22 protein-coding genes and 1 pseudogene are annotated in these 24,388 nt (G+C 73.0%); 13 read left to right on the top strand and 10 right to left on the bottom strand.

The window, feature by feature from the left end:
• Positions 1-44: 44 nt before the first annotated feature.
• Genes mycP through AB0B39_RS19065 form a run of 3 tightly spaced genes read left to right on the top strand, consistent with a single transcriptional unit; the run spans position 45 to position 2,950 of the window.
• Positions 45-1,376, top strand: a complete 1,332-nt coding sequence (mycP, locus tag AB0B39_RS19075; protein ID WP_357574953.1) for a type VII secretion-associated serine protease mycosin — start codon at positions 45-47, stop codon at positions 1,374-1,376.
• A 52-nt stretch (positions 1,377-1,428) separates the two neighbouring features.
• On the top strand, positions 1,429-2,220 hold the full coding sequence (locus AB0B39_RS19070; protein ID WP_357498143.1) for a phosphatase PAP2 family protein: 792 nt from the start codon (positions 1,429-1,431) through the stop codon (positions 2,218-2,220).
• A 37-nt stretch (positions 2,221-2,257) separates the two neighbouring features.
• Complete coding sequence (locus tag AB0B39_RS19065) at positions 2,258-2,950, top strand: phosphatase PAP2 family protein (protein WP_357498141.1); 693 nt, start codon at positions 2,258-2,260, stop codon at positions 2,948-2,950.
• A gap of 13 nt (positions 2,951-2,963) precedes the next feature.
• Here AB0B39_RS19065 and AB0B39_RS19060 read toward each other — a convergent pair whose 3' ends face one another.
• From AB0B39_RS19060 to AB0B39_RS19035, 6 genes are all read right to left on the bottom strand, one after another.
• Positions 2,964-4,142, bottom strand: coding sequence for a MarP family serine protease (locus AB0B39_RS19060; protein WP_234583294.1), 1,179 nt, complete (start codon positions 4,140-4,142; stop codon positions 2,964-2,966).
• 64 nt (positions 4,143-4,206) lie between these two features.
• Positions 4,207-4,899, bottom strand: coding sequence for a CoA pyrophosphatase (locus tag AB0B39_RS19055; RefSeq protein ID WP_357574952.1), 693 nt, complete (start codon positions 4,897-4,899; stop codon positions 4,207-4,209).
• Complete coding sequence (locus AB0B39_RS19050; protein WP_357574951.1) at positions 4,896-5,573, bottom strand: TlpA disulfide reductase family protein; 678 nt, start codon at positions 5,571-5,573, stop codon at positions 4,896-4,898. Before AB0B39_RS19050 ends, AB0B39_RS19055 begins: the two co-directional genes overlap by 4 nt.
• On the bottom strand, positions 5,570-6,358 hold the full coding sequence (gene nth, locus AB0B39_RS19045) for an endonuclease III (RefSeq protein WP_234583291.1): 789 nt from the start codon (positions 6,356-6,358) through the stop codon (positions 5,570-5,572). The genes AB0B39_RS19050 and nth overlap by 4 nt, the downstream gene beginning before the upstream one ends.
• A gap of 41 nt (positions 6,359-6,399) precedes the next feature.
• Complete coding sequence (locus tag AB0B39_RS19040; RefSeq protein ID WP_357574950.1) at positions 6,400-7,578, bottom strand: CapA family protein; 1,179 nt, start codon at positions 7,576-7,578, stop codon at positions 6,400-6,402.
• Between the two features lie 56 nt (positions 7,579-7,634).
• A complete protein-coding gene (locus tag AB0B39_RS19035) occupies positions 7,635-8,297 on the bottom strand; it encodes an adenosylcobinamide amidohydrolase (RefSeq protein WP_357574949.1) in 663 nt (220 codons plus the stop codon).
• A 143-nt stretch (positions 8,298-8,440) separates the two neighbouring features.
• Between AB0B39_RS19035 and AB0B39_RS19030 the strand changes: the two genes are divergently transcribed.
• From AB0B39_RS19030 to AB0B39_RS18990, 9 genes are all read left to right on the top strand, one after another.
• Complete coding sequence (locus AB0B39_RS19030; protein ID WP_007466162.1) at positions 8,441-9,118, top strand: Crp/Fnr family transcriptional regulator; 678 nt, start codon at positions 8,441-8,443, stop codon at positions 9,116-9,118.
• A gap of 108 nt (positions 9,119-9,226) precedes the next feature.
• Entirely contained in the window at positions 9,227-9,970 is a 744-nt protein-coding gene (locus AB0B39_RS19025; RefSeq protein WP_357574948.1) for a metallophosphoesterase family protein, read from the top strand.
• Positions 9,971-10,332: 362 nt separating this feature from the next.
• Complete coding sequence (locus AB0B39_RS19020; RefSeq protein WP_357574947.1) at positions 10,333-10,983, top strand: helix-turn-helix domain-containing protein; 651 nt, start codon at positions 10,333-10,335, stop codon at positions 10,981-10,983.
• Between the two features lie 37 nt (positions 10,984-11,020).
• Positions 11,021-11,818 (top strand): TIGR03084 family metal-binding protein, encoded by a 798-nt coding sequence (locus tag AB0B39_RS19015; RefSeq protein WP_234583286.1) that lies wholly within the window; start codon positions 11,021-11,023, stop codon positions 11,816-11,818.
• Positions 11,815-13,491 (top strand): acyclic terpene utilization AtuA family protein, encoded by a 1,677-nt coding sequence (locus tag AB0B39_RS19010; RefSeq protein WP_357574946.1) that lies wholly within the window; start codon positions 11,815-11,817, stop codon positions 13,489-13,491. Before AB0B39_RS19015 ends, AB0B39_RS19010 begins: the two co-directional genes overlap by 4 nt.
• Entirely contained in the window at positions 13,488-14,684 is a 1,197-nt protein-coding gene (locus AB0B39_RS19005) for an acyl-CoA dehydrogenase family protein (protein ID WP_357498126.1), read from the top strand. Before AB0B39_RS19010 ends, AB0B39_RS19005 begins: the two co-directional genes overlap by 4 nt.
• Complete coding sequence (locus AB0B39_RS19000) at positions 14,681-16,282, top strand: carboxyl transferase domain-containing protein (protein ID WP_357574945.1); 1,602 nt, start codon at positions 14,681-14,683, stop codon at positions 16,280-16,282. Before AB0B39_RS19005 ends, AB0B39_RS19000 begins: the two co-directional genes overlap by 4 nt.
• Positions 16,283-16,293: 11 nt before the next feature.
• Positions 16,294-18,339: a biotin carboxylase N-terminal domain-containing protein gene (locus AB0B39_RS18995; protein ID WP_357574944.1), complete on the top strand. Its 2,046-nt coding sequence runs from the start codon at positions 16,294-16,296 to the stop codon at positions 18,337-18,339.
• Entirely contained in the window at positions 18,336-19,499 is a 1,164-nt protein-coding gene (locus AB0B39_RS18990; protein ID WP_357574943.1) for an acyl-CoA dehydrogenase, read from the top strand. The genes AB0B39_RS18995 and AB0B39_RS18990 overlap by 4 nt, the downstream gene beginning before the upstream one ends.
• Before the next feature lie 2 nt (positions 19,500-19,501).
• Here the strand turns inward: AB0B39_RS18990 and AB0B39_RS18985 are convergent, their stop codons facing one another.
• Complete coding sequence (locus AB0B39_RS18985) at positions 19,502-20,656, bottom strand: hypothetical protein (protein ID WP_357574942.1); 1,155 nt, start codon at positions 20,654-20,656, stop codon at positions 19,502-19,504.
• The gene (locus tag AB0B39_RS18980) at positions 20,653-21,594 is read right to left on the bottom strand and encodes a transporter substrate-binding domain-containing protein (protein WP_234583280.1); all 942 of its coding nucleotides are present in this window, start codon (positions 21,592-21,594) and stop codon (positions 20,653-20,655) included. The genes AB0B39_RS18985 and AB0B39_RS18980 overlap by 4 nt, the downstream gene beginning before the upstream one ends.
• Positions 21,595-21,763: 169 nt before the next feature.
• On the opposite strand from AB0B39_RS18980, the gene AB0B39_RS18975 reads away from it, so the two are divergent.
• Positions 21,764-22,105, top strand: a complete 342-nt coding sequence (locus tag AB0B39_RS18975) for a hypothetical protein (RefSeq protein ID WP_357498114.1) — start codon at positions 21,764-21,766, stop codon at positions 22,103-22,105.
• Here the strand turns inward: AB0B39_RS18975 and AB0B39_RS18970 are convergent.
• Both AB0B39_RS18970 and AB0B39_RS18965 read right to left on the bottom strand, forming a co-directional pair.
• A complete protein-coding gene (locus AB0B39_RS18970; protein ID WP_357498112.1) occupies positions 22,092-23,621 on the bottom strand; it encodes a serine/threonine-protein kinase in 1,530 nt (509 codons plus the stop codon). The two genes, AB0B39_RS18975 and AB0B39_RS18970, sit on opposite strands and share 14 nt — an antisense overlap.
• A 252-nt stretch (positions 23,622-23,873) precedes the next feature.
• Positions 23,874-24,251, bottom strand: a pseudogene (locus AB0B39_RS18965) (hypothetical protein); the annotation flags it as partial.
• Positions 24,252-24,388 lie beyond the last annotated feature (137 nt).

The following is a 24,388-nucleotide window of genomic DNA, read 5'->3' as shown; positions in this document are numbered from 1 at the left end:
GGGGAAACCGGTAATCTCCGATCGTCGTGGTTCCGTCGGGATGAATGGCTGAGGATGTGACAGGGGTTCGGCACAGCGGTCCTGCAGTGGCCCGACGGGCCGGCCGGGCGCTGCTCGGTGTGGCGGCGATGCTCGCCGTCGCGGTCCCGGCCGCCGCACCTGTCGCCGCGCCCAGCAGCGGCGGGCAACTCGCCGGCGCACCGGTGGCGCTCGCCCCCGGTGACAGCGTGGCCCGCACCGACCAGGTCCGTGACGAGCAGTGGCAGCTCGACGAGTTGCGGGCCGACACGGCGTGGCGCAGCTCGACCGGCCGGGGCGTGACCGTGGCGGTGGTCGACTCCGGTGTGGACGCCAACCATCCCGACCTGGCCGGCCAGGTGCTGCCCGGCCTCGACCTGGTCGGGCCCGCTGGCGGCGCCGGTCCGGATCCGGTCGGTCACGGCACCACTGTCGCCGGCCTGATCGCCGGGCGTAACGACGACAAGCGGGGCGTGGTCGGCCTGGCGCCGGATTCCCGGATCCTCCCGGTCCGCGTGCTGGACGAGCGCAACAAGTACGACGACGCCCTGATCGTCGCGAAGGGTGTCCGCTGGGCGGTCGACAACGGCGCCCGGGTGATCAACCTGTCGCTGGGCGGCAGCGGGGACAGCCCGGCCCTGGCCGCGGCTCTGGACTACGCGTTCGCCCGGGACGTGGTCGTGGTCGCCTGCACCGGCAACCTGGCCACGTCGACCGACTCCAGGGTCTGGTACCCGGCTCGCGAGCCGGGCGTGATCGCGGTCGCCGGGCTGGAGCGCAGCAGCGACAACCTGTGGTCCGGCTCGATCACCGGCCGGGCGACGGTGCTCACCGCCCCCGCCACCGGCCTGGTCGGCGCCCGCCCGGCGGACGGGTACTGGCGGGTGCAGGGCACCAGCTTCGCCGCGCCGTTGGTGGCCGCGACCGCCGCGCTGGTCCGGTCCCGTTTTCCGGACATGCCCGCCGGCGAGGTGGTCAACCGGCTGCTGGCCACCGCCCGTGACCTCGGCCCGACCGGCCGGGACGACCGCTTCGGGTACGGGGTGGTCGACCCGGTGGCGGCGCTGACCGCGGACGTTCCCCCGGTCACCGTCAACCCGCTGGACGATCTGACCTCGCCGGGCGTGGTCGGCTTCGGTCCGGCCCCCGGTTCGGACGACAACGGCCCGGTCAGCGGCGCCGGCAGCGACCCGCTCGGTTTCACCGCCGGACGACAGCAGACCGGGTGGACGGCCCGACCGGCGGGCGCTCCGGCCGAATCGGCGCCGGAGCAACTGTGGACCGGTGTCGCGCTCCTCGCTGCCCTGGTGACCGGTGCGGCGCTGATGGTGCGCCGGTTCCGCCAGCGCAGTCGCTGAGCGTCGCGGACGGCAGGCCTGAAGGCCCGGCGGGTGGGGTAGAACCGTCCGCATGAGCACGCCCGCCGCACGAACCCTCGACACCGACCGGCGCCCGTCCTGGCGGCGTCGCCGCCTCGACCCGGACCACTCGTTGGGTCTGCGGCTGACCCTGGCGGCGACGGCGACGTTCCTGGTGCTGGTGCCGTTCGCCCTGCTCGCACTGCTGGTGCTCGGTGCGTGGGGGCCGCTGCACCGGCTGGACACGACGATCACCGACGCGCTGCACGACCATGCGGTGCGCCACCCGGCCTGGGTCGCGTTGATGGACGTCTGGAGCGCGGTGTTCGCGCCCCTGCCGCTGCGGGTCGTGGCCCTGCTCGTGGTGATCTGGCTGCTGCGCCGCCGGGCCCGCCGGCTGGCCCTCTGGGTGGCCACGACGATGGTGGTCGGCGGGTTGATGGGTCCACTGCTCAAGTTGCTCGTCGGCCGGGACCGGCCGGAACTGCTCGACCCGGTGGCGCGGGCCGCCGGCTACTCGTTCCCCTCCGGGCACGCCCTGAACGCCACCCTGGCCGCCGGGGTGCTGCTGCTGGTGTTCCTGCCGTACGTCCGGCGCTGGGCCGCGCGGGTCGCGCTCTGGATCGCCGCACTGCTGCTCACCCTGGTGACCGGGCTGAGCAGGGTCTCGCTCGGTGTGCACTTCACCAGTGACGTGCTCGGCGGTTGGCTGCTCGGCGTGGCGGTGATCGCGGCGACCACCGCCGCGTTCACCAGTTGGCGGGCGCACACCGGCCTCCGACCGGTCCGGCCGGTGCGCGACGGCGTCGCGCCCGAGGTCGAGCGGCAGCCGGACAAGACCTGAGGCGTGACGACGACGTCGATCGGGTATTGGCCGGCTCATGTCCGACACCGTGGTCCAGATCCTCCGGCGGGTGCTGCTGCCGGTGTCCCTCCTGTTCGGTTTCATGGTGCTGCTCGGGGTGCTGATCACCCGCGTGTTCGAACGGACCTGGCCGTTCACCGTCGAGGACTCGGTGAATCGGGAGTTCGCGGGTGACCGCACCGGCGGCTGGAACGACGTCTCGCTGGTGTTCAGCACGCTGGCCAGCACCCAGATGATCGTCGTGGTCACCGTGCTGGTGGCCCTGGTGCTGCGACTCTGGCTCAAGCGCTGGCGGGAGCCGCTGTTCCTGTGCGCGGCGGTGACCGCCCAGGCGTTGGTGTTCCTGTTCACCACGATGGTGATCGACCGGCAGCGGCCGGCGGTGGAGCACATGGACACCTCGCCGCCCACGTCGAGTTTTCCGTCCGGGCACACCTCGGCGGCGGTGGCCCTCTACGTCGGTATCGCGGTGCTGATGGCCCTGCGGGCACGCAGCACGGGAGCGAAGGTCGCCTGGTGGACGCTGCTGCTGGTGCCGGTGGGTGTGGCGCTGACCCGCATGTACCGGGGGATGCACCACCCGAGCGACGTGGTGGCGTCCTTCATCAACGGCGGCACCTGCGTCGCGATCATGGCCCGGGCGGTGCTGGACCGGGGACTGCGCTGGGGACGCGCCAAGCTGCCGATGGCCGCCACGGCCCGGACCTGATCCGGCGCACCGCTCAGGTGCACTCGCCGGTGGCGACGGCCCGGTTGCGCTCGGCCCCGGCCAGCGCCACCGGCCTGGCCTCGGCGGCGGTCACGGCGAACCCGGTGTTGGGGTCGTCCGCCGCCGCCGCGAAGATCACGCCGAGCACCAGACCGTTGGCCGAGAGCAGCGGTCCACCGGAGTTGCCGCTGCGCACCAGCGCACGAATGGTGTAGATCTCCCGGGTGACGTCGCCGGAGGAGTAGATGTCCGGCCCCTTGATTTTGTCGACGTCACGAACGCGGGCCGACTGCGCGTTGTACGGGCCATCCAGCGGGAAGCCGAGCACGATGGCGTCCGAGCCGCTGCCCGCGTTGCCGGCGGCGAACCGCAGCGACGGGCCGGGCAGCCCCGGCACGAGCAGCACCGCCAGGTCGCGGTTCGGGTCGTAGACCACCACCTGACCGTCGTACCGCTCCCCGCCCAGCTCCACCGCCACCGAACGGGTGCCGGCGACCACGTGGGCGTTGGTCATGACCCGGTCGTCGGCGTACACGAAGCCGGAGCCCTCGATGCGGCGCGAGCAGCTGGGCGCGGAGCCGAGCACCTTGACCACCGAACGCTGACCGTTGACCACCACCTGCGAGCCGGCCAGCGCCGGGTCGGGCGGGTCGACCTGGCGGGCCCGGGTGGGCGTGAGACCACCGAAGACGTCCGGGAACCCGTCGGTGTCGACGGTGTCCTCCAGGGCGGTGGAGAGGCGGTGCGCCTCCTCCGGCAGGACCCCGTTCACCACGCCGATCAGCGCGCTGTTGCGCACCGCGGAGGCGAGCCAGGGCACCGACGACGACCCGAGCGGCACGGCGACCAGCCAGGCCAGCAGGAGCACCGCGAACAGTGAGACGAACGCCCCGCCGATGTCGTCGATCCGCCGACCCACGTCGCTGGTGATCGTCTTGCGCAGGTGCGAGCCGAGCCAGCCGGCGAGCGCCTGCCCGATCACTGCCAACCCGAAGATCGCCACCAGTGAGATCAGCACCCGGGTGCCGGCGTCGACGAACTGCCGGGCGAACAGCGGCCCGAGTTGCAGGCCGAGCAGCAGCCCCAGAAAGAAGCCGGACAGCGACGTGATGCCGATGACGAAACCCTGGCGGTATCCGCTGATCGCGAACACGAGCATGAGCAGCAGCAGGACGAGATCCACGACGGACACGGGGTCCAGCGTACGGGCAGTGCGCCCGCCGGATGACCACCGCTTGCGGAAGGTGACCGCGTGGTCAGCGCAGGGCGGTCTCGTCGACGTCTTCGGTGCCGGCCGACGGCGCGGGAGTGGCCCCCGTGGGCGGCAGATCGACCAGCCGGCCGGGCGACCACGGGCGGGCCCAACCACCCATGTCCAGCAGGGTCGCCAGCACCCCGGCGGTGAAGCCCCAGACGAGCATGCCGCGCGCCGAGAACGCCGGCCCCACCCAGCCGCTGGGATGGCGGACCCGCAGCCGGTTGGCGGGGTCGACCAGCTCGCGGACCGGCAGTCGCGCCACGTGCGCCACCTCGGCGGGCTCGGCCGGGTGCACCGGGTGCGGGTCGTGCCACCAGGCCAGCACCGGGGTGACCACGAAGTCGCTGACCGGGATCCACAACTTCGGCAGCTCGGCAAGCACGGTGACGCTGGCCGGGTCGAGGCCGACCTCCTCGTTCGCCTCGCGCAGCGCGGTGGCCCGGACGTCGGCGTCCTCCGGGTCGGCCGCCCCGCCGGGGAAGGCCGGCTGACCGGCGTGGTTGCGCAGGGTGGCGGCCCGTTGCAGGACCAGCACGTCGGGGCCGAGGTCGGGCTGCTCACCGAGAAGCACCAGCACGGCGCTCTCCCGGCCGCCCTCGGAGGGGGTGGTCAGCCGGGTGAAGTCCTCGGCGCGGGCGGTGCCCAGCCGGGTCAGCAACGGCTCGATCCATTCCGGCGGTCGGCGGGTCATGCCGGCACCGTCAGGCCGAGATGCTGGCGGACCAGCTTGGCGATCTGGGCGTCATCGAGGGCCCCGGTGGCGTCGATGTGCCGGATGCGGCCCTGCGCGTCGACGAAGAGGGTCAGCGGAATGGCGTTGCGCTTCAGTTCGCGCTGTAGCGCCTCGCCCTGGTCGACCAGGATCGGGAACCGGACGCCGAAGTCCTCACCGATGGACTGGGCGCCGCTGCGGCTGTCCCGGCTGTTGACCCCGACCACCTGGAGCTGACCGGCGGCCCGTTCGCTGAGGCGTTGGAAAGCGGGCAACTCCTTGCGGCACGGCGGGCACCAGGAGGCCCACACGTTGATCACGGCCGGCCCGGCCACGTCGCGCAGCGCGACGGGCGCCCCGCCGGTGAAGCAGGAGAGCGTCAGCTCCGGCAGCTGCTGCCCACCGGCGGTGGGGGTCGGCGTGCCGGACGTGCCAGAGGCCGCTGTGCCCGAACCGGGCGACGCAGGGGTCGCCGGGCCGGAGCCGGGTGCCCCGGCCGTGGGTGCCGTGCTCAGGGCGGCGCAGTCCCGGAAGGGGGATGGCCGCTCGGCCGCGGCCGGGCGGGTCGCTGGTGCGTCGTCGGCCGGGTTGCCCGTGCAGCCGGCAACGGCCAGCAGCAGCGGCAGGACGGCGAGGGCGAGGCGGCGGTTCACGGCACCTCCGCGGCGACCGCCTGCGCCGGCACCAGCTCCGGGTCGACCCCGGCGGCCACCGCGAGGTCACGCGCGCGGGGGCCCTTGAGCAGCTTGGCGGCGGCGGCCGGCTCGGTCGGGCCGGTGCCGTAGGAGGGGCACAGCTTCGCGAGCGTGCACGCCCCGCAGGCGGGCTTGCGGGCGTGGCAGACCCGTCGCCCGTGGAAGATGATCCGGTGCGACAGCATGGTCCAGTCGCGCTTCGGGTAGAGCGCGCCGATCGCGTGCTCGATCTTGACCGGGTCGGTCTCGGTGGTCAGCTGCCACCGGTGCACCAGCCGCTGGAAGTGCGTGTCGACAGTGATGCCGGGGACGTCGAAGGCGTTGCCGAGAATGACGTTGGCGGTCTTGCGGCCGATCCCGGGAAGCGTCACCAGGTCGACGAGCCGGCCGGGGACCTGACCGTCGTACCTGTCGACGAGGGCCTGCCCCAGCTTGAGCAGCGAGTCGGTCTTGTTGCGGTAGAAGCCGGTGGGCCGGATCAGCTCCTCCATCTCGCCCCGGTCGGCCCCGGCGTACGCGGGGGCGCTCGGGTAGCGGGCGAAGAGCTTCGGGGTGACCTCGTTGACCTTCTTGTCGGTGCACTGCGCCGAGAGGATGGTGGCGACGGCCAGCTCCAGGGCGTTGGAGTGGTCCAGTTCACAGTGCGCGTCGGGGTGCGTCTCGGCCAGCACCCGGCCGATCTTGCGGGCACGACGTGTGCGCCCGAGGTCGGTCTCGCTGGCACCGGGAGAGCTACTGGTCACGACGGTCAGCCTACGTCGCGCCCCGGACGTTCCTCCTCGGGTCAACCCGCCGTCGGCGCGGTGATCCTGCCCTGCCCGTCGAACCGGGCCCCACCCTTGGGGAAGTCGGCGCGGCTCAGCTCGGTGACCAGGCCCAGGCCGCGGTCGTCCGGGTCCATCGTCGGCTTGCCTGCGGAGTTCATGTACGTCGAGGTGAACGAGCCGCCGGCCCAGCTCCCGTCGGGCTTGAGCGACACCTTGAGCACCCCGCCCCAGCCGAGCCGGCCGGTATTGATCAACGTGTTGCTACCGCCGGCGAAGTTGCCCAGGCTGTACGCGATCAGGCGGCCCTGGTAGAACTCCATGCCGCGCAGCACGTGTGGCCCGTGCCCGACGATCAGGTCCGCGCCTGCGTCGATCATGGCGTGCGAGAACTTGACCGGGTCCCCCCGGTTCTCACCCAGGAAGATCTCGGTGCCCGGCTTCACCCGGGTCTTGTCCGCGCCCTCGCCGCCCATGTGCACCTGCACCACGACCAGGTCGGCCATGGTGGCTGCCTTGGCGACCACCGTCTTGGCCTTGGCGATGTCGACCAGGCTGTTGGACCAGACGTACGACGAGAAACCCACCACGGCCACCTTGACGCCCTTGACGTCGACCACGGTGGTCTCGTCCGGGGCGCCGGTGTGCTTCAGGTCGTACTTCTCCAGCGCCTTCTGCGTGTTCTCGTAGCCCTTCGGCCCGTAGTCGTAGCCGTGGTTGTTGGCCTGGTTGAGCACCTCGAAGCCGGCGTCGCGCAGGTGCGCGGCGTACTCCGGCGGGGCCCGGAACTGGTAGCAGCGGGTCGAGTTGGCCCCGCACTTGCCGGTGCCGGTGTCCACCGTCAGCGGCTCCTCCAGGTTGCCCATCACCAGGTCGGCCTTGAGCGCCTGCTTGACCGAGTCGAAGAAGCCCTTGCCGCCGGCGGCGGGCAGCCGGCTCGGCGCGTTGCCCATGATGATGTCGCCGGTCGCGGAGAGCGAGATGGCGCCGCCCCCGCCCGACGCCGAGGCACCGCCGCTGGCCTTGGGGCCGGCCGTGCTCACCGGCGCTCCGGTGCCACCACCACCGGCGCCGGGCTGCCACACCGGGGCCTCCCCGCTGTCGGCACAGCCGGCGACGAGCAGGGCGGCCAGCAGCGCCGCGAGGCCGATGGCGACGCGGCGGAACGGGCGGGACGCGAGGGGGGCGGTAGCGTACATCGTCCGCGACCCTACCGGCCGCTCAACGCGCCGACGAGGGCCGATCGGTCGGAAGTTCAGCCGTTCACCCGGTCCGACCAGGGCACCACCGGCCGGTCCCCGCCCGCGCGTACGGCGGCGTGCACGGCTCGGGCCAGCGGGGCGCCCCAGGTGGAGCGCGGCCCGCCGTACGCGGCCGCGGGGCCGTCCACCGGACAGAGCACGGTGACCGAGTCGGTGGGGGTGCCGGTCCCGGGCAACCCCAGCTCGACGATCGCCTGGGTCTTCGCCTCGGTGGCGGTGGCGACGGCGTTGACCAGGGCCGAGTCGGCGAGCCGGGCCGGCACGTACACCACGATGTTGACAGTGCCCACCCGCTGGGCGAGGGCGGCCGGTTCCGGCGCGGCGGCGGGCACCGGGGTGCCGAGCCCGACCGTCGCCCAGACCCGCACGCCGCTGTCGGTCCGGGCGACCACCTCGGTCACGTCGACGCCGGTCAGCAGGCCCACCCCGGGCCCGTCGAGGGCCAGGTCCGCGGCGAGCGCGGTCAGGTGGGCGGCGGGGTCGTCCCGGTCGTACGACATGGGCACTGTCGCGTTCAGCACCCAGTGCCGGACGCCGACGCCACCGCCGAGCGGGCCGCTGCTGACCGCTCGCAGGGGCCTGTTGGGCCGCCAGACGAGCAGCGGAATGTGCCGCCCGTCTTCGGCGCGGCTGGTCAGGGTCGGGTCGCTCAGCACGTCGGGCAGGTTACGCCCACCGATCAAGATTCCAGGGCCGACCTCTGATTCGTGCTCACATGCGCCTAGACTTGGCGGCGCGCGAGGGGATCAGCGGACGGCGGCCCCGGCCGACGGACGGCACGCGTAACCGGAGGTGCGCGATGGATGAGGTACTGGCCCGCAGCGGGATCTTCCAGGGTGTCGACCCGGAAGCTGCCGAGGCGCTCGCCAAGGAGATGGAGACGATCGAGGTCCGCAAGGGCGAGATCGTCTTCAATGAGGGCGAGCCCGGCGACAGCCTCTATATCCTGCTGTCCGGGAAGATCAAGGTCGGCCGCCGGGCGGCGGACGGCCGGCAGAACCTGATCGCGGTGATGGGGCCGTCGGACATGGTCGGTGAGCTGTCGCTCTTCGACCCGGGTCCGCGTACGGCGACCGCCACCGCGGTGACCGACACCCGGCTGGTGCGGCTGCGCAAGCAGGCACTGCGGCCGTGGCTCAACAACCGCCCGGAGATCGCCGAGCAGCTGCTCCGGGTGCTCGCCCGGCGACTGCGCCGGACCAACGACTCGCTCGCCGACCTGATCTTCACGGACGTGCCGGGCCGGGTCGCGAAGAACCTGCTCCAGATGGCCGGCCGGTTCGGCACGCGCGACGGCGGCGTGCTGCGCGTGACGCACGACCTCACCCAGGAGGAGATCGCCCAGCTCGTCGGCGCCTCCCGGGAGACGGTGAACAAGGCGCTCGCCGACTTCGCCTCGCGCGGCTGGCTGCGGCTGGACGGCAAGAGCATCATCATCCTGGACCCGGAGCGCCTGGCCCGCCGCGCCCGCGTCTGAGCGGTACGTCCCGTCCCCGCCTTCCCTCATCGACGGGAGGCGGGGACGTTTCGTCTGCCCGGCGCAGAAATGCTGGCTCGCGGCGGCTGAAGTGGTGAGGGTGGGGCCATGGTGAACAGAGTTGCGGTGCTCTCCGACATCCACGGCGTACTGCCCGCGCTGGAGGCCGTCCTGGCCGAGCCGGACGTCGCCGCCGCCGACCTCATCGTGCTGACCGGCGACATCGCTTCCGGTCCACAGCCGGTCGAGGTGCTGGACGTGCTCGCCGACCTGGGTGACCGGGTCTGCTGGGTGGGCGGCAACTGCGAACGTGAGCTGGTTGACGCGCGGGCCGGACGGCCCGCCGCTTTCGAGGTGTCCAACTGGGCGGCCGGGCAGCTCCGCGACGATCAGGTGGCCCGGCTCGCCGCGCTGCCGGCGACCGTGACGGTGGAGATCGACGGCCTCGGGCCGACACTGTTCTGCCACGCGACGCCCCGCGACGACGAGGAGGTGGTGCTCGTCGACTCCCGGATGGCGCGCTGGGAGGAGGTGTTCGCGGGCCTGCCCGCCGAGGTCGGGACGGTGGTCTGCGGCCACACCCACATGCCGTTCACCCGGCTGGTCGACCGGCGCCTGGTGGTCAATCCGGGCAGCGTCGGCATGCCGTACGGGGGTGCGGGCGCGTGGTGGGCGCTGCTCGGGCCGGGCGTACAGCTGCGCCGCACCGCCTTCGACGTGGACGCGGCCTGCGCCCGGGTGGCGGCGGAGTCGACGTACCCGGACGCCGCCGCCTGGGCCGACGAGTACCTGCGCTCCCAGCACAGCGACGCCGACGCCCTCGCCGTCTTCGGCCCGCGCGACGGCCGCTGACCCCCACCGATCCGACGCCGCACATCCCCTCGACCCCGCACGTTTCCTCGGCCGTGCACGTGTCCTCGACCCCGCACGTCCCCTCAACGCGGCGCATCCCTCGCCGCGCAGATAGCCGCTGATCCGGCGAGTCAGCTGAGGCCCGTGGACCCGCTCTCCTACCTGTCGAGCTGCCCCAGGAGTGGGGCAGCTCGACAGGGCACGGGAAGGGGCAGATGGCGCACCGCCGCCGTCCCACTCGTGGGGCAGCTCGACAGGGCACGGGTAGGGCAGTCGAGGTCGGCTCGACCGGAGCACGGCCGCCGACTCGGCCATAAAAAGTCAGTCTTGACTGTTTGTTTCGGAGGCCGCAGGCTGTTGCCGTGTCCGCCACATCAACGTCCGCCACATCAACGTCCGCCGCATCGACATCTGCCGGCGCGACGCGTGTTCCTCAGCAGGAACGCAGTCGTGCCACCCAGGCCCGCCTGCTGGAGGCGACAGTCGACTGCCTGATCGATCACGGCTGGTCGGGCACCACGACCACAGTCGTGGCGGCGCGGGCCGGTGTCTCGCGGGGTGCGCAGCTGCACCACTACCCGACCAAGGCCGCGCTGGTCACGGCCGCCGTCGCCCATCTGGCCGAGCGCCGGGCCAACGAGCTGCGCACCGAGGCCGAGGCGTTGCCGGCCGGCCCGCAGCGGCTCGACCGCGTGATCGACCTGCTCGGGGTGGCCTTCACCGGGCCACTCTTCGTCGCCGCGCTCGAACTGTGGGTGGCCGCCCGCACCGACCAGGAGCTGCGCGACGCCCTGGTCCCGCTGGAGGCGACGGTCGGCCGGGAGATGCACCGCCTCACCGTCGCCCTGCTCGGGGTCGACGAGCGCCGTCCCGGCGTCCGCGAAGCCGTGCAGGCCACCCTCGACCTGCTGCGCGGGCTCGGGGTGGCCAACCTGCTCAGCGACGACTCGGCCCGCCGCGCCGCCCTGCTCGCCACCTGGAAACGCCAGCTCGCCACCCTCCTCACGCCCTGACCCCGGCCACACCGGCCCAGCACCGACCGGAGGCATCATGGTCGACCTCAGTGACCTGCTCGCGGATCTGGCCGCCGAGTCCGCCGACCTGGACGCGTTGGTGGCGCCCCTGCCTGCGGCCGACTGGGCCCGCCCGACCCCGGCGGCGGGCTGGAGCATCGGGCACCAGATCGCCCACCTCGCCTGGACCGACCACGTGGCCCTGCTGGCCGCCACCGACGCCGACGCCTTCTACGCGACGGTGACGGCCGCGCCGGACCCGAACCGGATGGTCGACGCGGGCGCCGAGGCGTTCCTCGCCCCGCCCGCCGACCTGCTCGCCCGCTGGCGGGCCGGACGGGCGGCGCTCAACGACGCGCTCCTCGCGGTCCCGGCCGGCGAGAAGCTGCCCTGGTACGGCACCCGGATGTCGGCCGCGTCGATGGCGACCGCCCGGATCATGGAGACCTGGGCGCACGGTGAAGACGTGGCCGACGCCCTCGGTGTCGTCCGCCCCGCCACCGACCGCCTCCGGCACGTGGCGCACCTCGGTGTGCGTACTCTCGGGCACGGATTCGCCGCCCACGGCCGACCGGCACCGGCGGCACCGGTCCGGGTCGAGTTGACCGGACCCGGCGGGGAGACGTGGACCTGGGGCCCGGCGGACGCCGCCGACCGCCTGAGCGGTCCCCTCCTGGACTTCTGCCTGCTCGTCACCCGCCGCCGCCACCGCGCGGACCTCGCCCTGCTGGCCAGCGGCCCCGTCGCCGACGAGTGGCTCGACGTGGCGCAGGCGTTCGCCGGCCCGCCGGGCACCGGGCGCGAACCGTCGAGCCGACGCGGAGTCACGGCGTGATCCGCATCGGCAACGCTTCCGGCTTCTACGGCGACCGGTTCACGGCCTGGCGGGAGATGCTCGACGGCGGCGAACTGGACGTGCTGACCGGTGACTACCTGGCCGAGCTGACCATGCTGATCCTCGGTCGGGACCGGCTGCGCGACCCCGACCTCGGCTACGCGAAGACGTTCCTGCGTCAGCTGGAGACGTGCCTGGGCACGGCCCTCGACCGGGGGGTGCGGATCGTGACCAACGCCGGCGGGCTGAATCCGGCCGGCCTGGCCGCCGCCATCGAGGCGCTCGCCGGCCGTCTGGGCCTGTCGGCCCAGGTGGGGTACGTCGAGGGCGACGCGCTCCGGCGGCCCGACGCGCTCACCGCGAACGCGTACCTGGGCGCGTTCGGGATCGCCGCCTGCCTCGACGCCGGCGCGGACGTGGTGGTCACCGGCCGGGTCACCGACGCGTCGTTGGTGGTCGGCCCGGCCATCGCCAGGTACGGGTGGGGTCGCGACGATCTCGACGAGCTGGCCGGGGCGACAGTCGCCGGGCACCTCCTGGAGTGCGGCGCCCAGGTCACCGGCGGCAACTTCAGCTTCTTCACCGAACTGCCCGACGGCGGGCACCGCCCCGGCTTCCCGATCGCCGAGGTGCACTCCGACGGCTCATCCGTGGTCACCAAGCATCCCGGCACCGGCGGTGCGGTCACCGTGGAGACCGTCACCGCCCAACTGCTCTACGAGATCGGCGGGCCGGCGTACCTGGGACCGGACGTGGTCACCCGGCTGGACTCCGTGACGCTGCGCCCCGACGGGCCGGACCGGGTCCGGATCTTCGGCGTCCGGGGCACCCCGCCGCCGGCGACGCTCAAGGTCGGCGTCAACAACCTCGGCGGCTTCCGGAACTCGATGACGTTCGTCCTCTGCGGGTTGGACATCGAGGCGAAGGCGGCCCTGGTGCGGGGGCAGATCGAGGAGGCGGTGGGCAAGGACGGGCTGGAGTTCACGCTCGCCCGCACCGACCACCCGGACGCGGCCGACACCGAGGTCGCGAGCGCCCTGCTGCACGTACACCTGCGCGACGGCGACAAGGCACGGGCCGGGCGGGCCTTCTCGGCCGCCGCGGTGGAACTGGCCCTGGCCTCCTACCCGGGCTGCACGCTGACCACCCTCCCGGGCGACGCGACACCGTACGGCGTCTTCACCGCCGACACCGTGCCGCAGGACGCGGTGGCGCACGTCGCGGTCCGGCCCGGCGGTGAACGGGTGCCGATCGCCCCGCCGGTCCGTACCGCCCCCACGGTGCGGGACGAGACCGTGCCGGGCGGCGGCGCGGCGGTCGACGGCCCGACCCGGCGCGGGGCACTCGGCGAACTGGTCGGCGCGCGCTCGGGCGACAAGGGCGGTGACGCCAACCTCGGCGTCTGGGCCCGGACCGACGCCGGGTACGCGTGGCTGCGCGCCTGGTTGACAGTCGAGCGGCTGGCCGAGCTGCTGCCGGAGACGGCGTCGCTGTCGGTGCGGCGCTACGAGCTGCCGAACCTGCGGGCGGCCAACTTCGTGATCGAGGGTCTGCTGGGGGCCGGGGTGGCCGCGTCCACCCGGTTCGACCCGCAGGCCAAGGCGCTCGGCGAGCTGCTGCGCGCCCGGATCGTCGACCTGCCCGCCGAGGTGCTGACGGGGGTGGCGCGATGAGCATCGTGGACACCCCCGAACGGCGGCAGCTGCGCGAGCTGACCAGGGCCTTCGTGACCCGGGAGGTCCTGCCGCACCTGGACGACTGGGAGCGGGCCGGCGAGGTCCCCCGGGCCCTGCACGCGACCGCCGCGAAGCTCGGCCTGCTCGGCATCGGCTTTCCCGAGTCGGTGGGCGGCAGCGGCGGTGACCTGCTCGACTCGATCATCGTGACGGAGGAGCTGATCCGCGCTGGCGGCTCGTCCGGCCTGGTGGCGGCCCTGTTCACGCACGGCATCGCATTGCCGCACATGGTCGCCGCGGCCGGCGCCCGCACCGGCGGGTCGCTGGGCGGCCGGCTCGGCGGCACCCCGTCGCCGGCCGACGGCGGCCTGATCGAACGGTACGTCCGGCCCACCCTGGCCGGCACGATGATCGGCGCGTTGGCGATCACCGAGCCGGACGGCGGCTCCGACGTCGCCGGCATCCGTACGACCGCCCGCCGCGACGGCGAGCACTACGTGGTGAACGGGTCGAAGACGTACATCACCAGCGGTCATCGGGCGGACTTCGTGACCACCGCGGTGTGCACCGACTTTCCCGGCAGCGGTGAACTGACCCTGCTCGTCATCGACAAGGGGTCGCCCGGGTTCACGGTGGGGCGCCGACTGGAGAAGCTGGGCTGGCACTGCTCGGACACGGCGGAGCTGTCGTTCGTGGACGTGCGGGTGCCGGTGGCCAACCGGATCGGCGCGGAGAACACCGGCTTCCTGGCGATCATGCAGCACTTCGCCGCCGAGCGACTGTCTCTGGCGACCCAGGCGTACGCGACCGCGCAGCGCTGTGTCGAGCTGGCGGTGCGCTGGTGCCGGGACCGGGAGACCTTCGGGCGTCCGCTGGCCAGCCGGCAGCTGGTCCGGCACCGGCTGGCCGAGATGCACACGCGGGCCGAGGCGGCCCGGTCGTACGTGCACGAGGTGGCCGTCCGGGTGGCCGCGGGCGAGCCGGTGGTGACGGAGGTGGCGATGGCGAAGAACGTCGCGGTGGCCGCCTGCGACCAGGTCGTCGACCAGGCGCTGCAACTGCACGGCGGCTTCGGCTACCTGCGGGACGCCGAGGTGGAGCGGCACTACCGCGACGCCCGGATCCTCGGCATCGGCGGCGGCACCACCGAGATCATGAACGAGATCATCGCGAAGGGCATGGGCCTGTGACCACACTGGACAGCAGGGTGGACCCCGCCGCACCGGGGTACGCCGCGAACCGGACGGCGTTGCTGGAGCGGCTGGCCGAGCTGGACGCCGCGCTGGACCAGGCCCGGGCGGGCGGCGGCGAGAAGTACGTGTCCCGGCACCACAAGCGCGGCAAGCTGCTCCCCCGCGAGCGGATCGAGCTGCTGGTGGACGCCGACAGCCCGTTCCTGGAGTTGTCGCCGGTCGCCGCGTACGGCACGGACTTCCCAGTCGGGGCCAGCGTGGTCACGGGCATCGGCGTGGTCGAGGGCGTGGAGTGCCTGATCGTCGCCAACGATCCGACGGTACGCGGCGGCGCGGTCAACCCGTGGTCGCTCGCGAAGACCCGGCGGGCCGGCGAGATCGCCCTGGCCAACCGGCTACCGATGGTGAACCTTGTCGAGTCGGCCGGGGCGGACCTGCCCACCCAGGCGGAGATCTTCATCCCGGGTGGTCGGGTGTTCCGGGACCTGACGCGGCTCTCGGCGGCGGGCATCCCCACGGTCAGCGTGGTCTTCGGCAACGCCACTGCCGGTGGCGCGTACGTGCCGGGGATGTCCGACCACGTGATCATGATCCGGGACCGGTCGCAGGTCTACCTGGCCGGGCCGCCGCTGGTGAAGATGGCGACCGGTGAGGTCACCGACGACGAGTCGCTGGGTGGCGCGGCGATGCACGCCGGCACGTCCGGCCTCGCCGACCACCTGGCCGAGGACGAGCGCGACGGCATCCGCCTGGCCCGGCAGTGCGTCCGCCGGCTCAACTGGCGCAAGCACGGGCCGTCGCCGCGTACGGCGGTGCCGCAGCCGCCGAAGTACGACCCGGAGGAGCTGCTGGGCATCGTCAGCGCCGATCTGAAGGTGCCGTTCGATCCCCGCGAGGTCCTGGCCCGGATCCTGGACGGCAGCGACTTCGACGAGTTCAAGCCGGCGTACGGGGACGCGTTGGTCACCGGCTGGGGCGAGCTGCACGGGTACCCGGTGGGGGTGCTGGCGAACGCCCGGGGGGTGCTGTTCAGCGCGGAGGCGCAGAAGGCGGCCCAGTTCATCCAGCTCGCGAACGCCTCGGACACCCCGTTGATCTTCCTGCAGAACACCACCGGCTACATGGTCGGCACCGAGTACGAGCAGCGCGGCATCATCAAGCACGGCGCGTTGATGATCAACGCGGTGTCGAACTCGACGGTGCCGCACCTGACGGTGAACCTGGGCGCCTCGTACGGGGCCGGCAACTACGGCATGTGCGGCCGGGCGTACGAGCCGAGGTTCCTGTTCACCTGGCCGAACGCGAAGTCGGCGGTGATGGGCCCGGCGCAGCTCGCCGGGGTGCTGTCGATCGTGGCCCGGCAGGCCGCCGCAGCTCGGGGGCGCGACTACGACGAGGACTCCGACGCGGCGATGCGGATGATGGTCGAGCAGCAGATCGAGTCGCAGTCCGGGGCGCTGTTTCTCTCCGGCCGGCTCTACGACGACGGGGTGATCGACCCTCGGGACACCCGCACCGTCCTCGGGCTCTGCCTCTCGGCGATCCACAACGGACCGGTGAAGGGCGCCGACGGCTTCGGCGTCTTCCGGATGTAGAGAGGCCACTCATGATCAACAGACTGCTCGTGGCCAACCGGGGCGAGATCGCCCGCCGGGTCTTCGCCACCTGCCGCGCGATGGGCGTGCAGACCGTCGCCGTGTACTCCGACGCGGACGCCGACGCGCCGTTCGTCGCCGAGGCCGACCTGGCCGTACGCCTGCCGGGAAGCTCACCGGCCGAGACGTACCTGCGGGTGGATCTGATCCTGGACGCGGCCCGCAAGGCCGGCGCGGACGCCGTCCACCCCGGCTACGGCTTCCTCGCCGAGAACGCCGAGTTCGCGGCGGCGGTGACCGACGCGGGGCTGACCTGGATCGGGCCGCCGGCCAAGGTGATCGCCGCGATGGGCGACAAGTTGGCGGCGAAGGCGCTGCTCGCCGAGGCGGGCGTGCCGATGCTGCCGAGCTGGACCGACGCCGACGAGGTCACCGACTTCCCGGTGCTGGTGAAGGCGTCCGCTGGCGGCGGCGGCCGGGGCATGCGGATCGTGCGGTCCGCGGACGAGCTGGCGGAGGCCGTCGCCGGCGCCAGCCGGGAGGCGGCTGCCGCGTTCGGCGACGGCACGGTCTTCATCGAGCGGTACGTCGAGCGTGGTCGGCACGTCGAGGTGCAGATCTTCGGCGACTCGCACGGCACGGTGGCCGCCCTCGGGGTGCGCGAGTGCTCGATCCAGCGCCGACACCAGAAGATCATCGAGGAGGCCCCCGGGGTGCTCCCGGAGGAGTTGCGTCCGGCGCTGCACGAGGCGGCGGTGTCCGCCGGACGTGCCGTCGACTACGTGGGCGCCGGCACTGTGGAGTTCCTGCTGGCTCCGACCGGTGAGTTCTTCTTCCTCGAGATGAACACCCGCTTGCAGGTGGAGCACCCGGTCACCGAGCTGACCGGGCCCGTCGGGCTCGACCTGGTCCGGTGGCAACTGCTCGTCGCCGAGGGCGTGCCGCTGCCGGAGCACCTGCACGAGCCGGGTGTACGCGGCTACGCGATCGAGGTGCGGTTGTGCGCCGAGGACCCGGCGCAGGGCTGGCGACCCGCGACAGGTGTGCTGCGCCGGTTCGCGGTGCCGGGGGTGGACCGGGAGTTCGGTGGCCTCCAGCACGCCGGCCTGCGGCTGGACTCCGGCGTCGGGACGGGCTCCGAGGTGAGCGTGCACTACGACTCCATGCTCGCCAAGCTGATCGCCTGGGCGCCGACCCGGGCCGAGGCGGCCCGCGCGCTGGCCGGCGCGCTGGCCCGTGCCGAGCTGCACGGGGTGGCCACCAACCGCGATCTGCTGGTCCGGGTGCTGCGCAGCCCGGAGTTCGCGGCTGCGGAGATCGACACCGGTTTCCTGGACCGGCACCCCGAGGTCTTCGCGCCGCTGCTGCCCGCCGATCAGCTTCCGCTGACCGCCCTGGCGGCCGCGCTGGCGGGTGCGGCCCAACGCCGAGCGACCGCGCCGGTGCTCGGCGGGCTGCCCTCCGGCTGGCGCAACGTGCCCGCCGTACCGCAGGTCAGCCGCTTCACCGGCCCGGACGGCGAGATTGAGGTCCGCTACCGACTGGACCGCACCGGCCGACTCGCCGACTGGTCCGCAGCGCCGCCCGGCGACACGGTGGCGTTGGAGGGGAAGCCGCCGACGGTAGCGCTGGCGGAGGTCACCCCGGACCGGGTGGCGCTCGACGTCGACGGCGTTCGGCGCGCGTACCGCGTACACCGGGTGGGGTCGGAGATCTTCGTGGATGGCCCGGACGGGGCGGCGAGCCTCGTCGAGCTGCCGCGCCTCCCGCTGCCCACGGCGGCGGTGGCGGCCGGGTCGCTGCTCGCGCCGCTGCCCGGCGCGGTGACCCGGGTGCACGTGCAGGTCGGCCAGCGGGTCACGGCCGGCGAACCACTGCTCACGCTGGAAGCGATGAAGCTGGAACATCAGGTGCTGGCCCCGACCGACGGGGTGGTCATCGAACTCCCGGTGCCGGCCGGCGCTCAGGTGCGCACCGGCACCGTCCTGGCCGTCATCGACGGCTCCCCCGCAAGCGACGACCCGACGCCGTCGAACCCCGAGGAGGACCCCCGATGACCTTCGACCTCACCCCCGAGCAGGACCAGCTCCGCGACGCCGTGCGGGCGCTGGGCCGCCGGTACGGCCACGGCTACTTCGTCGAGAAGGCGAAGGCCGGTGAGCACACCACCGAGTTGTGGGCCGAGGCGGGACGGCTCGGCTATCTGGGGGTCAACATCCCCACCGAGTACGGCGGCGGGGGCGGCGGCATCACCGAGCTGGCCATCGTCTGCGAGGAGCTGGCGGCGGCGGGGTGCCCGCTGCTGCTGCTGGTGGTCTCCCCCGCCATCGCGGCGACGGTGCTCGCCCGGCACGGCACCGAGGAGCAGCGCAAACGGCACCTGCCCGGCCTCGCGGACGGCTCGGCGAAGATCGTCTTCGCGATCACCGAGCCGGAGGCCGGTTCCAACTTCCACCGGCTCGGCACGGTGGCCCGCCGCGACGGCGACGACTGGCTGCTCAACGGCCGCAAGTGCTACATCTCCGGGGTCGACGAGGCCGGGCACGTCCTGGTGGTGGCCCGGACCGAGGACTCCTCCACCGGCAAGCTCAAGCCCGCGCTGTTCCTGGTGCCTACCGACGCGGCGGGGCTGACCCGGTCCAAGCTGGACATGGAGATCGTCTCTCCGGAGAACCAGTTCCTGCTCTACCTCGACGACGTGCGGGTGCCCGCCGACGCGCTGGTCGGCGAATCCCTGGACGCCGGGCTGCCGGCGCTCTTCGCCGGGCTCAACCCGGAGCGGATCACGGTGGCCGCGATGGGCGCCGGCACCGGTCGGTACGCCATCGAGCGGGCCACCGAGTACACCGCCACCCGCAAGGTGTGGGGTGGCCGGAGCATCGGCTCGCACCAGGGGGTGGCGCATCCGCTCGCCCACGCGGCGGTGCAGGTGGAGCTGGCCCGCCTGATGATCCAGAAGGCGGCCACCCTGTACGACGCCGGCCGCGACCTGGAGGCCGGGGTGGCCGGCAACATGGCCAAGTACGCGGCCGGGGAGGCCGCCGCCCTCGCCGTGGACACCGCAGTGCAGGCCCTCGGCGGGGCGGGCATGACCACGGAATACGGGGTGGCCACCCTGCTCGGCGCGGTCCGGGCCGGGCGGATCGCCCCGGTCAGCCGCGAGATGATCCTGAACTTCGTCGCCCAGCACGTCCTCGGCCAGGACAAGTCCTACTAACCTCAGCCGGGGGCGCGGCAGGCCGCGTCGATGCGGTGCACCGGGCGGACGCGGCGGCCCAACCCCTCCAGCAGCGAGTCCTCGATGTGGAAGTCGTGGATCCGCAGCCGGTGCCGGGGCAACTCCTCCTCGCTCGGGCAGAGCACCTGCGCGCGGACGAGGTCTACCGGCACGTACCGGACTCCGCCCCGTTCCTGCAGGATCACCATGTTGACGTCGTCGGTGGTCACCACGTGCCCTCGGACGTCCTCGGTCGGGCCGTTCTCGACGCCCACGGTGGTGACGGTGAGCGGGAGCACCGGTGTGCTGATCACCGGCAGCGCGGCCCAGACCAGCATGGCCAGCACCGCCACCTCGGTCAGCGACGCCAGCGGCCGGATCACCATGCCGGGCAGCGGCCCGGCGATGAACAGCGCCAACACCGGCGGCACCACGAGAAGTGCGAACACCAGCAGCTCGCGCTGCCCGGCCGCGTCGCGCAGCGTCGGCAGCAGCAGCCAGCCGTACCCGGCGAGCAGCGCGACGATCGCCGCCAACCGGGGTACGACCCACTCGTGCAGCCGGTCCGGACGAAGCTGGAACGCGGCAGCGAACGCCGGCAGCAGCAGCGGCAGGTAGAGCAGCGGCCAGGTGAGCAGGGCGAGCAGGAAGCTCGCCAGCACCACCCAGGCCGGGGTGAGGTCCGCCCAGCGGGCGAAGAGCGGGCGGCGACGGGTGCCCGGCGGCAGTCGGTCCACGCTCACGGCCAGCACCGCGCCGAGCGCGAAGACGGCGACCAGCCCGGTGGAGAGCAGTCGAGCCGCGGTGGTCAGGAAGCCCGCGAGCAGGTTGACCGGCCCGACGTTGGCGACCAGCAGCAGCGTGGTCTGCAGCTCCCCACCCGCCTCGACGCCGAGCCGGAGCACCGAGAAGATCGCCGGTACGCCCACGACCGCCGTCCAGAACGACTGGCTGGCCCGCGCCCGCCGCTCCGCCGGATCCCACCGCACCGGCACCTGCTCGACGTCGGCGACCGGCACTGCGGGTTCGGCCCGCGGCACACCGGCCGGCCACCCGCCGGGGTCCACCTCGACGTGGTCGGTCGGCACGGCGGGCCGGGGCGGCGGCACCGTGCCACCGGGGCTCGCGTCGCCGGTGGTGGTCGGCACCGTGCTCACCGCCGGGGCGCCTTGTCGTCGAAGTCGACAAGCTTCGGCACCTCAAGTGGCTGTGGCTGGGTCTTCTCGACGCGCAGCCACGGGCCCAGGGTCCGGTTGTACGCCGTCAGCCACGGACTGGCCTGCCCGTTGCGGCCCTGCTGGTAGCTCTTCTGCAGAAAGAAGGCGACCAGGTCACGCAGCGCCGGATCGCCGATCGGCACGCCGATGCCCAACAGCTCGCTCGTGCCGAAGGGCAGATCGACGATCTCGAACTCCTTGGGGTACGTGGCCAGGAAGCCCGCGAGGATCGTCTCGTCCGAGCTGACCACGTCGTACCGGCCGGCGCGGATGCCTGTCACGCAGTCCCAGACGTCCTTCACCACAAGCGCCTTGACCTGGCGCTTCTCCAGCTCGGCCTCGGTGGTGGAGCCGCCGGTGGTGCAGACCTTGTATGCCGGGTCGCGCAGGTCCTCGATGGTGCGGATCCTGTCCTTGAGCCGGACCGGCACCAACACCTCCTGCGTGGTGACGAAGTACGGCCCGGCGAAGCTGACCAGCTTCTTGCGCTCCTCGGTCATCGAGAAGCTGGAGATCACCAGGTCGACGGTGCCGCCCTGCAGGTACGGGATCCGGTCCTCGGTGGCCGCCGACACGAACTCCAACTGCTGCTCGCCCTGGTAACCGAGGGACGCGGCGATGTACCTGCCGATCTCGACGTCGAAGCCGACGTGCTGGCCGTTGCGGAGGTCGCCCATCAACGGCTCGTTGGTGGCGACGCCGATACGCAGCTTCGACTGCCCGTAGATGTGCGACTCGCGCAACTTCTCCTGCACCGACGGCAGGTCCGGTTCCTTGCGGCTCTCGCAGCCGGCGGCGGCGGAGAGGGTGAGGGTCAGGGCGACCGCCAGTGTCGACGCGACCGAGCGGAGCCGGGACTGGGAACTGCGTACGTTCATGGGCGACCTCGCTGACGGAGCAGCCTGCGGAACACCGAGAGTAGCGAGACGAGTCCACTGCGTGTGCACGCCGACCGGTCAGGTCGGATGGTCCGTTCGATCAACACTGATCGGCGCGGCGGATCGCCTCTCCGGTTGACAGCGGGCCAGGCCGCGACATGCTGGAGGGGTGAGTCGACTGTCCAGGATCGATGCGCGGATGGTGGCGGCGGTCGCGGCGCCGGGTGCCGTCGCGCTGCTGGCCCTGCTTGTCGTTCTGCGCCGGCAGGACCTTCTCGGCGTGGTTCTCGCACTGCTCTGCGTGCTGCTGGCCATGGTCGCCGCGGTCGCCGTGTCCGCCGTCCGCCAGCGCGCCGAACCGGAGCCGGCGGACCAGCCACACGCCACCGCACCGCCGGAGTTGATGCCGTACGGGATCGACGCCGACACGCTCGACGCCCTGGACAGCCGGGACGCGTTGCGTGCGGTGCGTGACCGGGGACGGGCGCGCGGCGGGTTCAGCGACCGGTGAGCGTGGGCGCGGTGAGCGCGTCGACGCCCCGCCCCGCCAGGCACCGGTAGACCCGGTCGACGTTGCCGTCCACCGGCGGCAACACCTCCAGGTGCCAGCCGACCGGCTCGGCGATCTCCGTGGTCAGTCGGAACGTCGTGGCGCTGCAGACCTGTCGTACCGGCTCGGCGGCGATCACCTCGTCGTAGGCCGCGCCGACGAGCTGCACCGGCAGGATGCCCTCGGCGTACGTCTCCCAGGTGTGCCGGCCGTCGCACGGGACGCGGGCCGCCTCGGCGCGGGCACCGCGGATGCGTACCGGGCCGAAGCACTCCAGCTCGGGCAGGCAACGGGCGCCGCTGGGCAGCGCGGTCGGCGCCCCGGCACCTGACGCGCAGCCGGGCAGCGGCCCGGTCGCCGGTGCCGCGACCTGGGTCACCGAGGGGGACGGGCCGGGCGGCGGGCCACCGCTCGCCAGCCAGGCCCCGGTGGTGGCCGAGGCGGCGAGCGCCAGCACCCCGGCGCCGCCGAGGAACCAGCGTCGTCGCCACCGCCGGCCGCCGGGAACGCTGGGGCGGGAGTCCTCGACCGGCGGCCGGGGCGCTGGCTGGCCGGTGCCGTACAGGCCGGACCGGCTCGGGCCACCACTGACCGGGGCGCCGCTGATCGGTGAGCCGCTGGTCGGGACGCCGCTAACCGGGGCGGACGGTGAGCCGAACGGCAGGTTGGCGAGCAGGTCGTGCAGTTCGAGGGCGGACGGCCGCTCGGCCGGGTCGTTGGCCATGCCGAGACGCAGCACGTCGATGAGCTCGTCCGGTACGCCCGGGAGGCCGGGAAGCGGCTGGTTGAACATCTCCAGCACGGTGACCAGGCTGGGGTTGCGCTCGGACTGCCAGCGGGGCGGCCGGCCGTGCATCACCGCGTAGAGGGTGGCGCAGAGCGCGTACACGTCGACGGCAGGCGACGGTGGGCTGTGGCTGAACATCTCCGGCGGCGCGTACGCCGGGGTGAGCACCTCCAGGGTGACCGAGGCGTCGCGCGCCTCGGCCAGCACGGCCAGCCCGAAGTCGGCGAGCACCGCCGAGTTGAAGTGCGAGTAGAGGATGTTCGCGGGCTTCACGTCCCGGTGCAGCACCCCGGCTCCGTGTGAGTGCGCCAACGCATCCGCGATCTTGATGCCGAGATCGCGGGCCTCCACCGGGCCGAGCGGCGAGCTGCGCATCCGCTCGGCGTACGACCCGTCACAGAGTTCCATGATCAGGTAGGGGTGCTGGTCGACGGTGACGCCCACGTCGAAGAGGTCCACCACGTGCGGGTGCGACGACATCCGCCCGGCGGCACGCGCCTCGCGCAGGAAACGGGCCTGATCGCGTTCGCTGTCCAGCGTGCGGTTCTCGACCTTGACGGCGACCTCTCGACCGACCGAGATCTGGGTGGCCTGGTAGACGGTGGCGTAGCCGCCTCGGGCAAAGACCCGCAAATCAGTCAGACCGGGCACGATCGGCACCGGCAAGCCGCCGGTCGGGGTGTCGGTCACCGCTCGAAAATACCCAACCCGGCCGGCGGCTCAGCGCGCCGCGTCCGCCGGAGCGGCACCGGCCGCGCCGGGCGCCTCTCCGGTGCCTTCCGGCGCGTCGGCATCGGCCGACGTGGAGGCGGCGGGCGCAGCGGGCGCGGAGGCGGGAGCGGGAGCAGGCGGAGCGGACGCCGCGGCGGGAGACGCGGCGGGAGTGGGAGACACGGCAGCGGTGTCGACGGCGGCCGGCGTGCCCCGACGGGCGTCCATCCGCAGTCCGATCGCCGTGGCAACCGCGCCCAACCCCTCCCACGCGGCCACGCCGAAGAACCGGTCGGGGGCGATGTCGGCCAGCACGGCGATGCTGAACACGGTGAAGGTCACCAGCCGGAAGACCACCGTGAAACGGTAGAACGCCCGCCACTCGGTGACCGTCGCGAGCAGGTAGTAGACGCCCATGTTGAACGACGCCATCGACGACGCCAGCAGGAAGGTGCCGGTGTAGTCGCCAGCGCCACGAGTCGCCGGCACCTCGAACCCGAGCAGACGCAGCTGCGCCTCCGGCCACAGCAACCCGACCGCGCCCATCACCAGCGCCAGCACGCCGAAGACCGCGATGGTCCAGCCCGCGACGGAACGCGGCAGCTTCATGATGGCCTCCCCAGGCACGGCGACGGTCGCCACTGTGGACCACCGCACGGTGGTGACACGCTAGCCCCTCGCCCCGACCACCACATCCCCAGAACCGCCAAAACCGCCCCACCCCACCCCTTGCGGCCCCACCCGCA

This window comes from Micromonospora sp. NPDC049114, assembly GCF_040648635.1.
Lineage (GTDB): Bacteria > Actinomycetota > Actinomycetes > Mycobacteriales > Micromonosporaceae > Micromonospora.
The sequence above is the reverse complement of the archived record's forward strand: the minus strand, read 5'-3'. Positions and strand labels throughout refer to the sequence as shown.

Excerpts from the sequence above, each read along its gene's own strand:
- AB0B39_RS19005 (WP_357498126.1), top strand. The coding sequence starts at position 13,488 with ATGAGCATCGTGGACACCCCCGAACGGCGGCAGCTGCGCGAGCTGACC.
- AB0B39_RS18995 (WP_357574944.1), top strand. The coding sequence starts at position 16,294 with ATGATCAACAGACTGCTCGTGGCCAACCGGGGCGAGATCGCCCGCCGG.
- AB0B39_RS19040 (WP_357574950.1), bottom strand. The coding sequence starts at position 7,578 with ATGTACGCTACCGCCCCCCTCGCGTCCCGCCCGTTCCGCCGCGTCGCC.
- AB0B39_RS18980 (WP_234583280.1), bottom strand. The coding sequence starts at position 21,594 with ATGAACGTACGCAGTTCCCAGTCCCGGCTCCGCTCGGTCGCGTCGACA.
- AB0B39_RS19070 (WP_357498143.1), top strand. The coding sequence starts at position 1,429 with ATGAGCACGCCCGCCGCACGAACCCTCGACACCGACCGGCGCCCGTCC.
- AB0B39_RS19015 (WP_234583286.1), top strand. The coding sequence starts at position 11,021 with ATGGTCGACCTCAGTGACCTGCTCGCGGATCTGGCCGCCGAGTCCGCC.
- AB0B39_RS19025 (WP_357574948.1), top strand. The coding sequence starts at position 9,227 with ATGGTGAACAGAGTTGCGGTGCTCTCCGACATCCACGGCGTACTGCCC.
- AB0B39_RS19065 (WP_357498141.1), top strand. The coding sequence starts at position 2,258 with ATGTCCGACACCGTGGTCCAGATCCTCCGGCGGGTGCTGCTGCCGGTG.
- AB0B39_RS18990 (WP_357574943.1), top strand. The coding sequence starts at position 18,336 with ATGACCTTCGACCTCACCCCCGAGCAGGACCAGCTCCGCGACGCCGTG.
- AB0B39_RS19030 (WP_007466162.1), top strand. The coding sequence starts at position 8,441 with ATGGATGAGGTACTGGCCCGCAGCGGGATCTTCCAGGGTGTCGACCCG.
- mycP (WP_357574953.1), top strand. The coding sequence starts at position 45 with ATGGCTGAGGATGTGACAGGGGTTCGGCACAGCGGTCCTGCAGTGGCC.
- AB0B39_RS19055 (WP_357574952.1), bottom strand. The coding sequence starts at position 4,899 with ATGACCCGCCGACCGCCGGAATGGATCGAGCCGTTGCTGACCCGGCTG.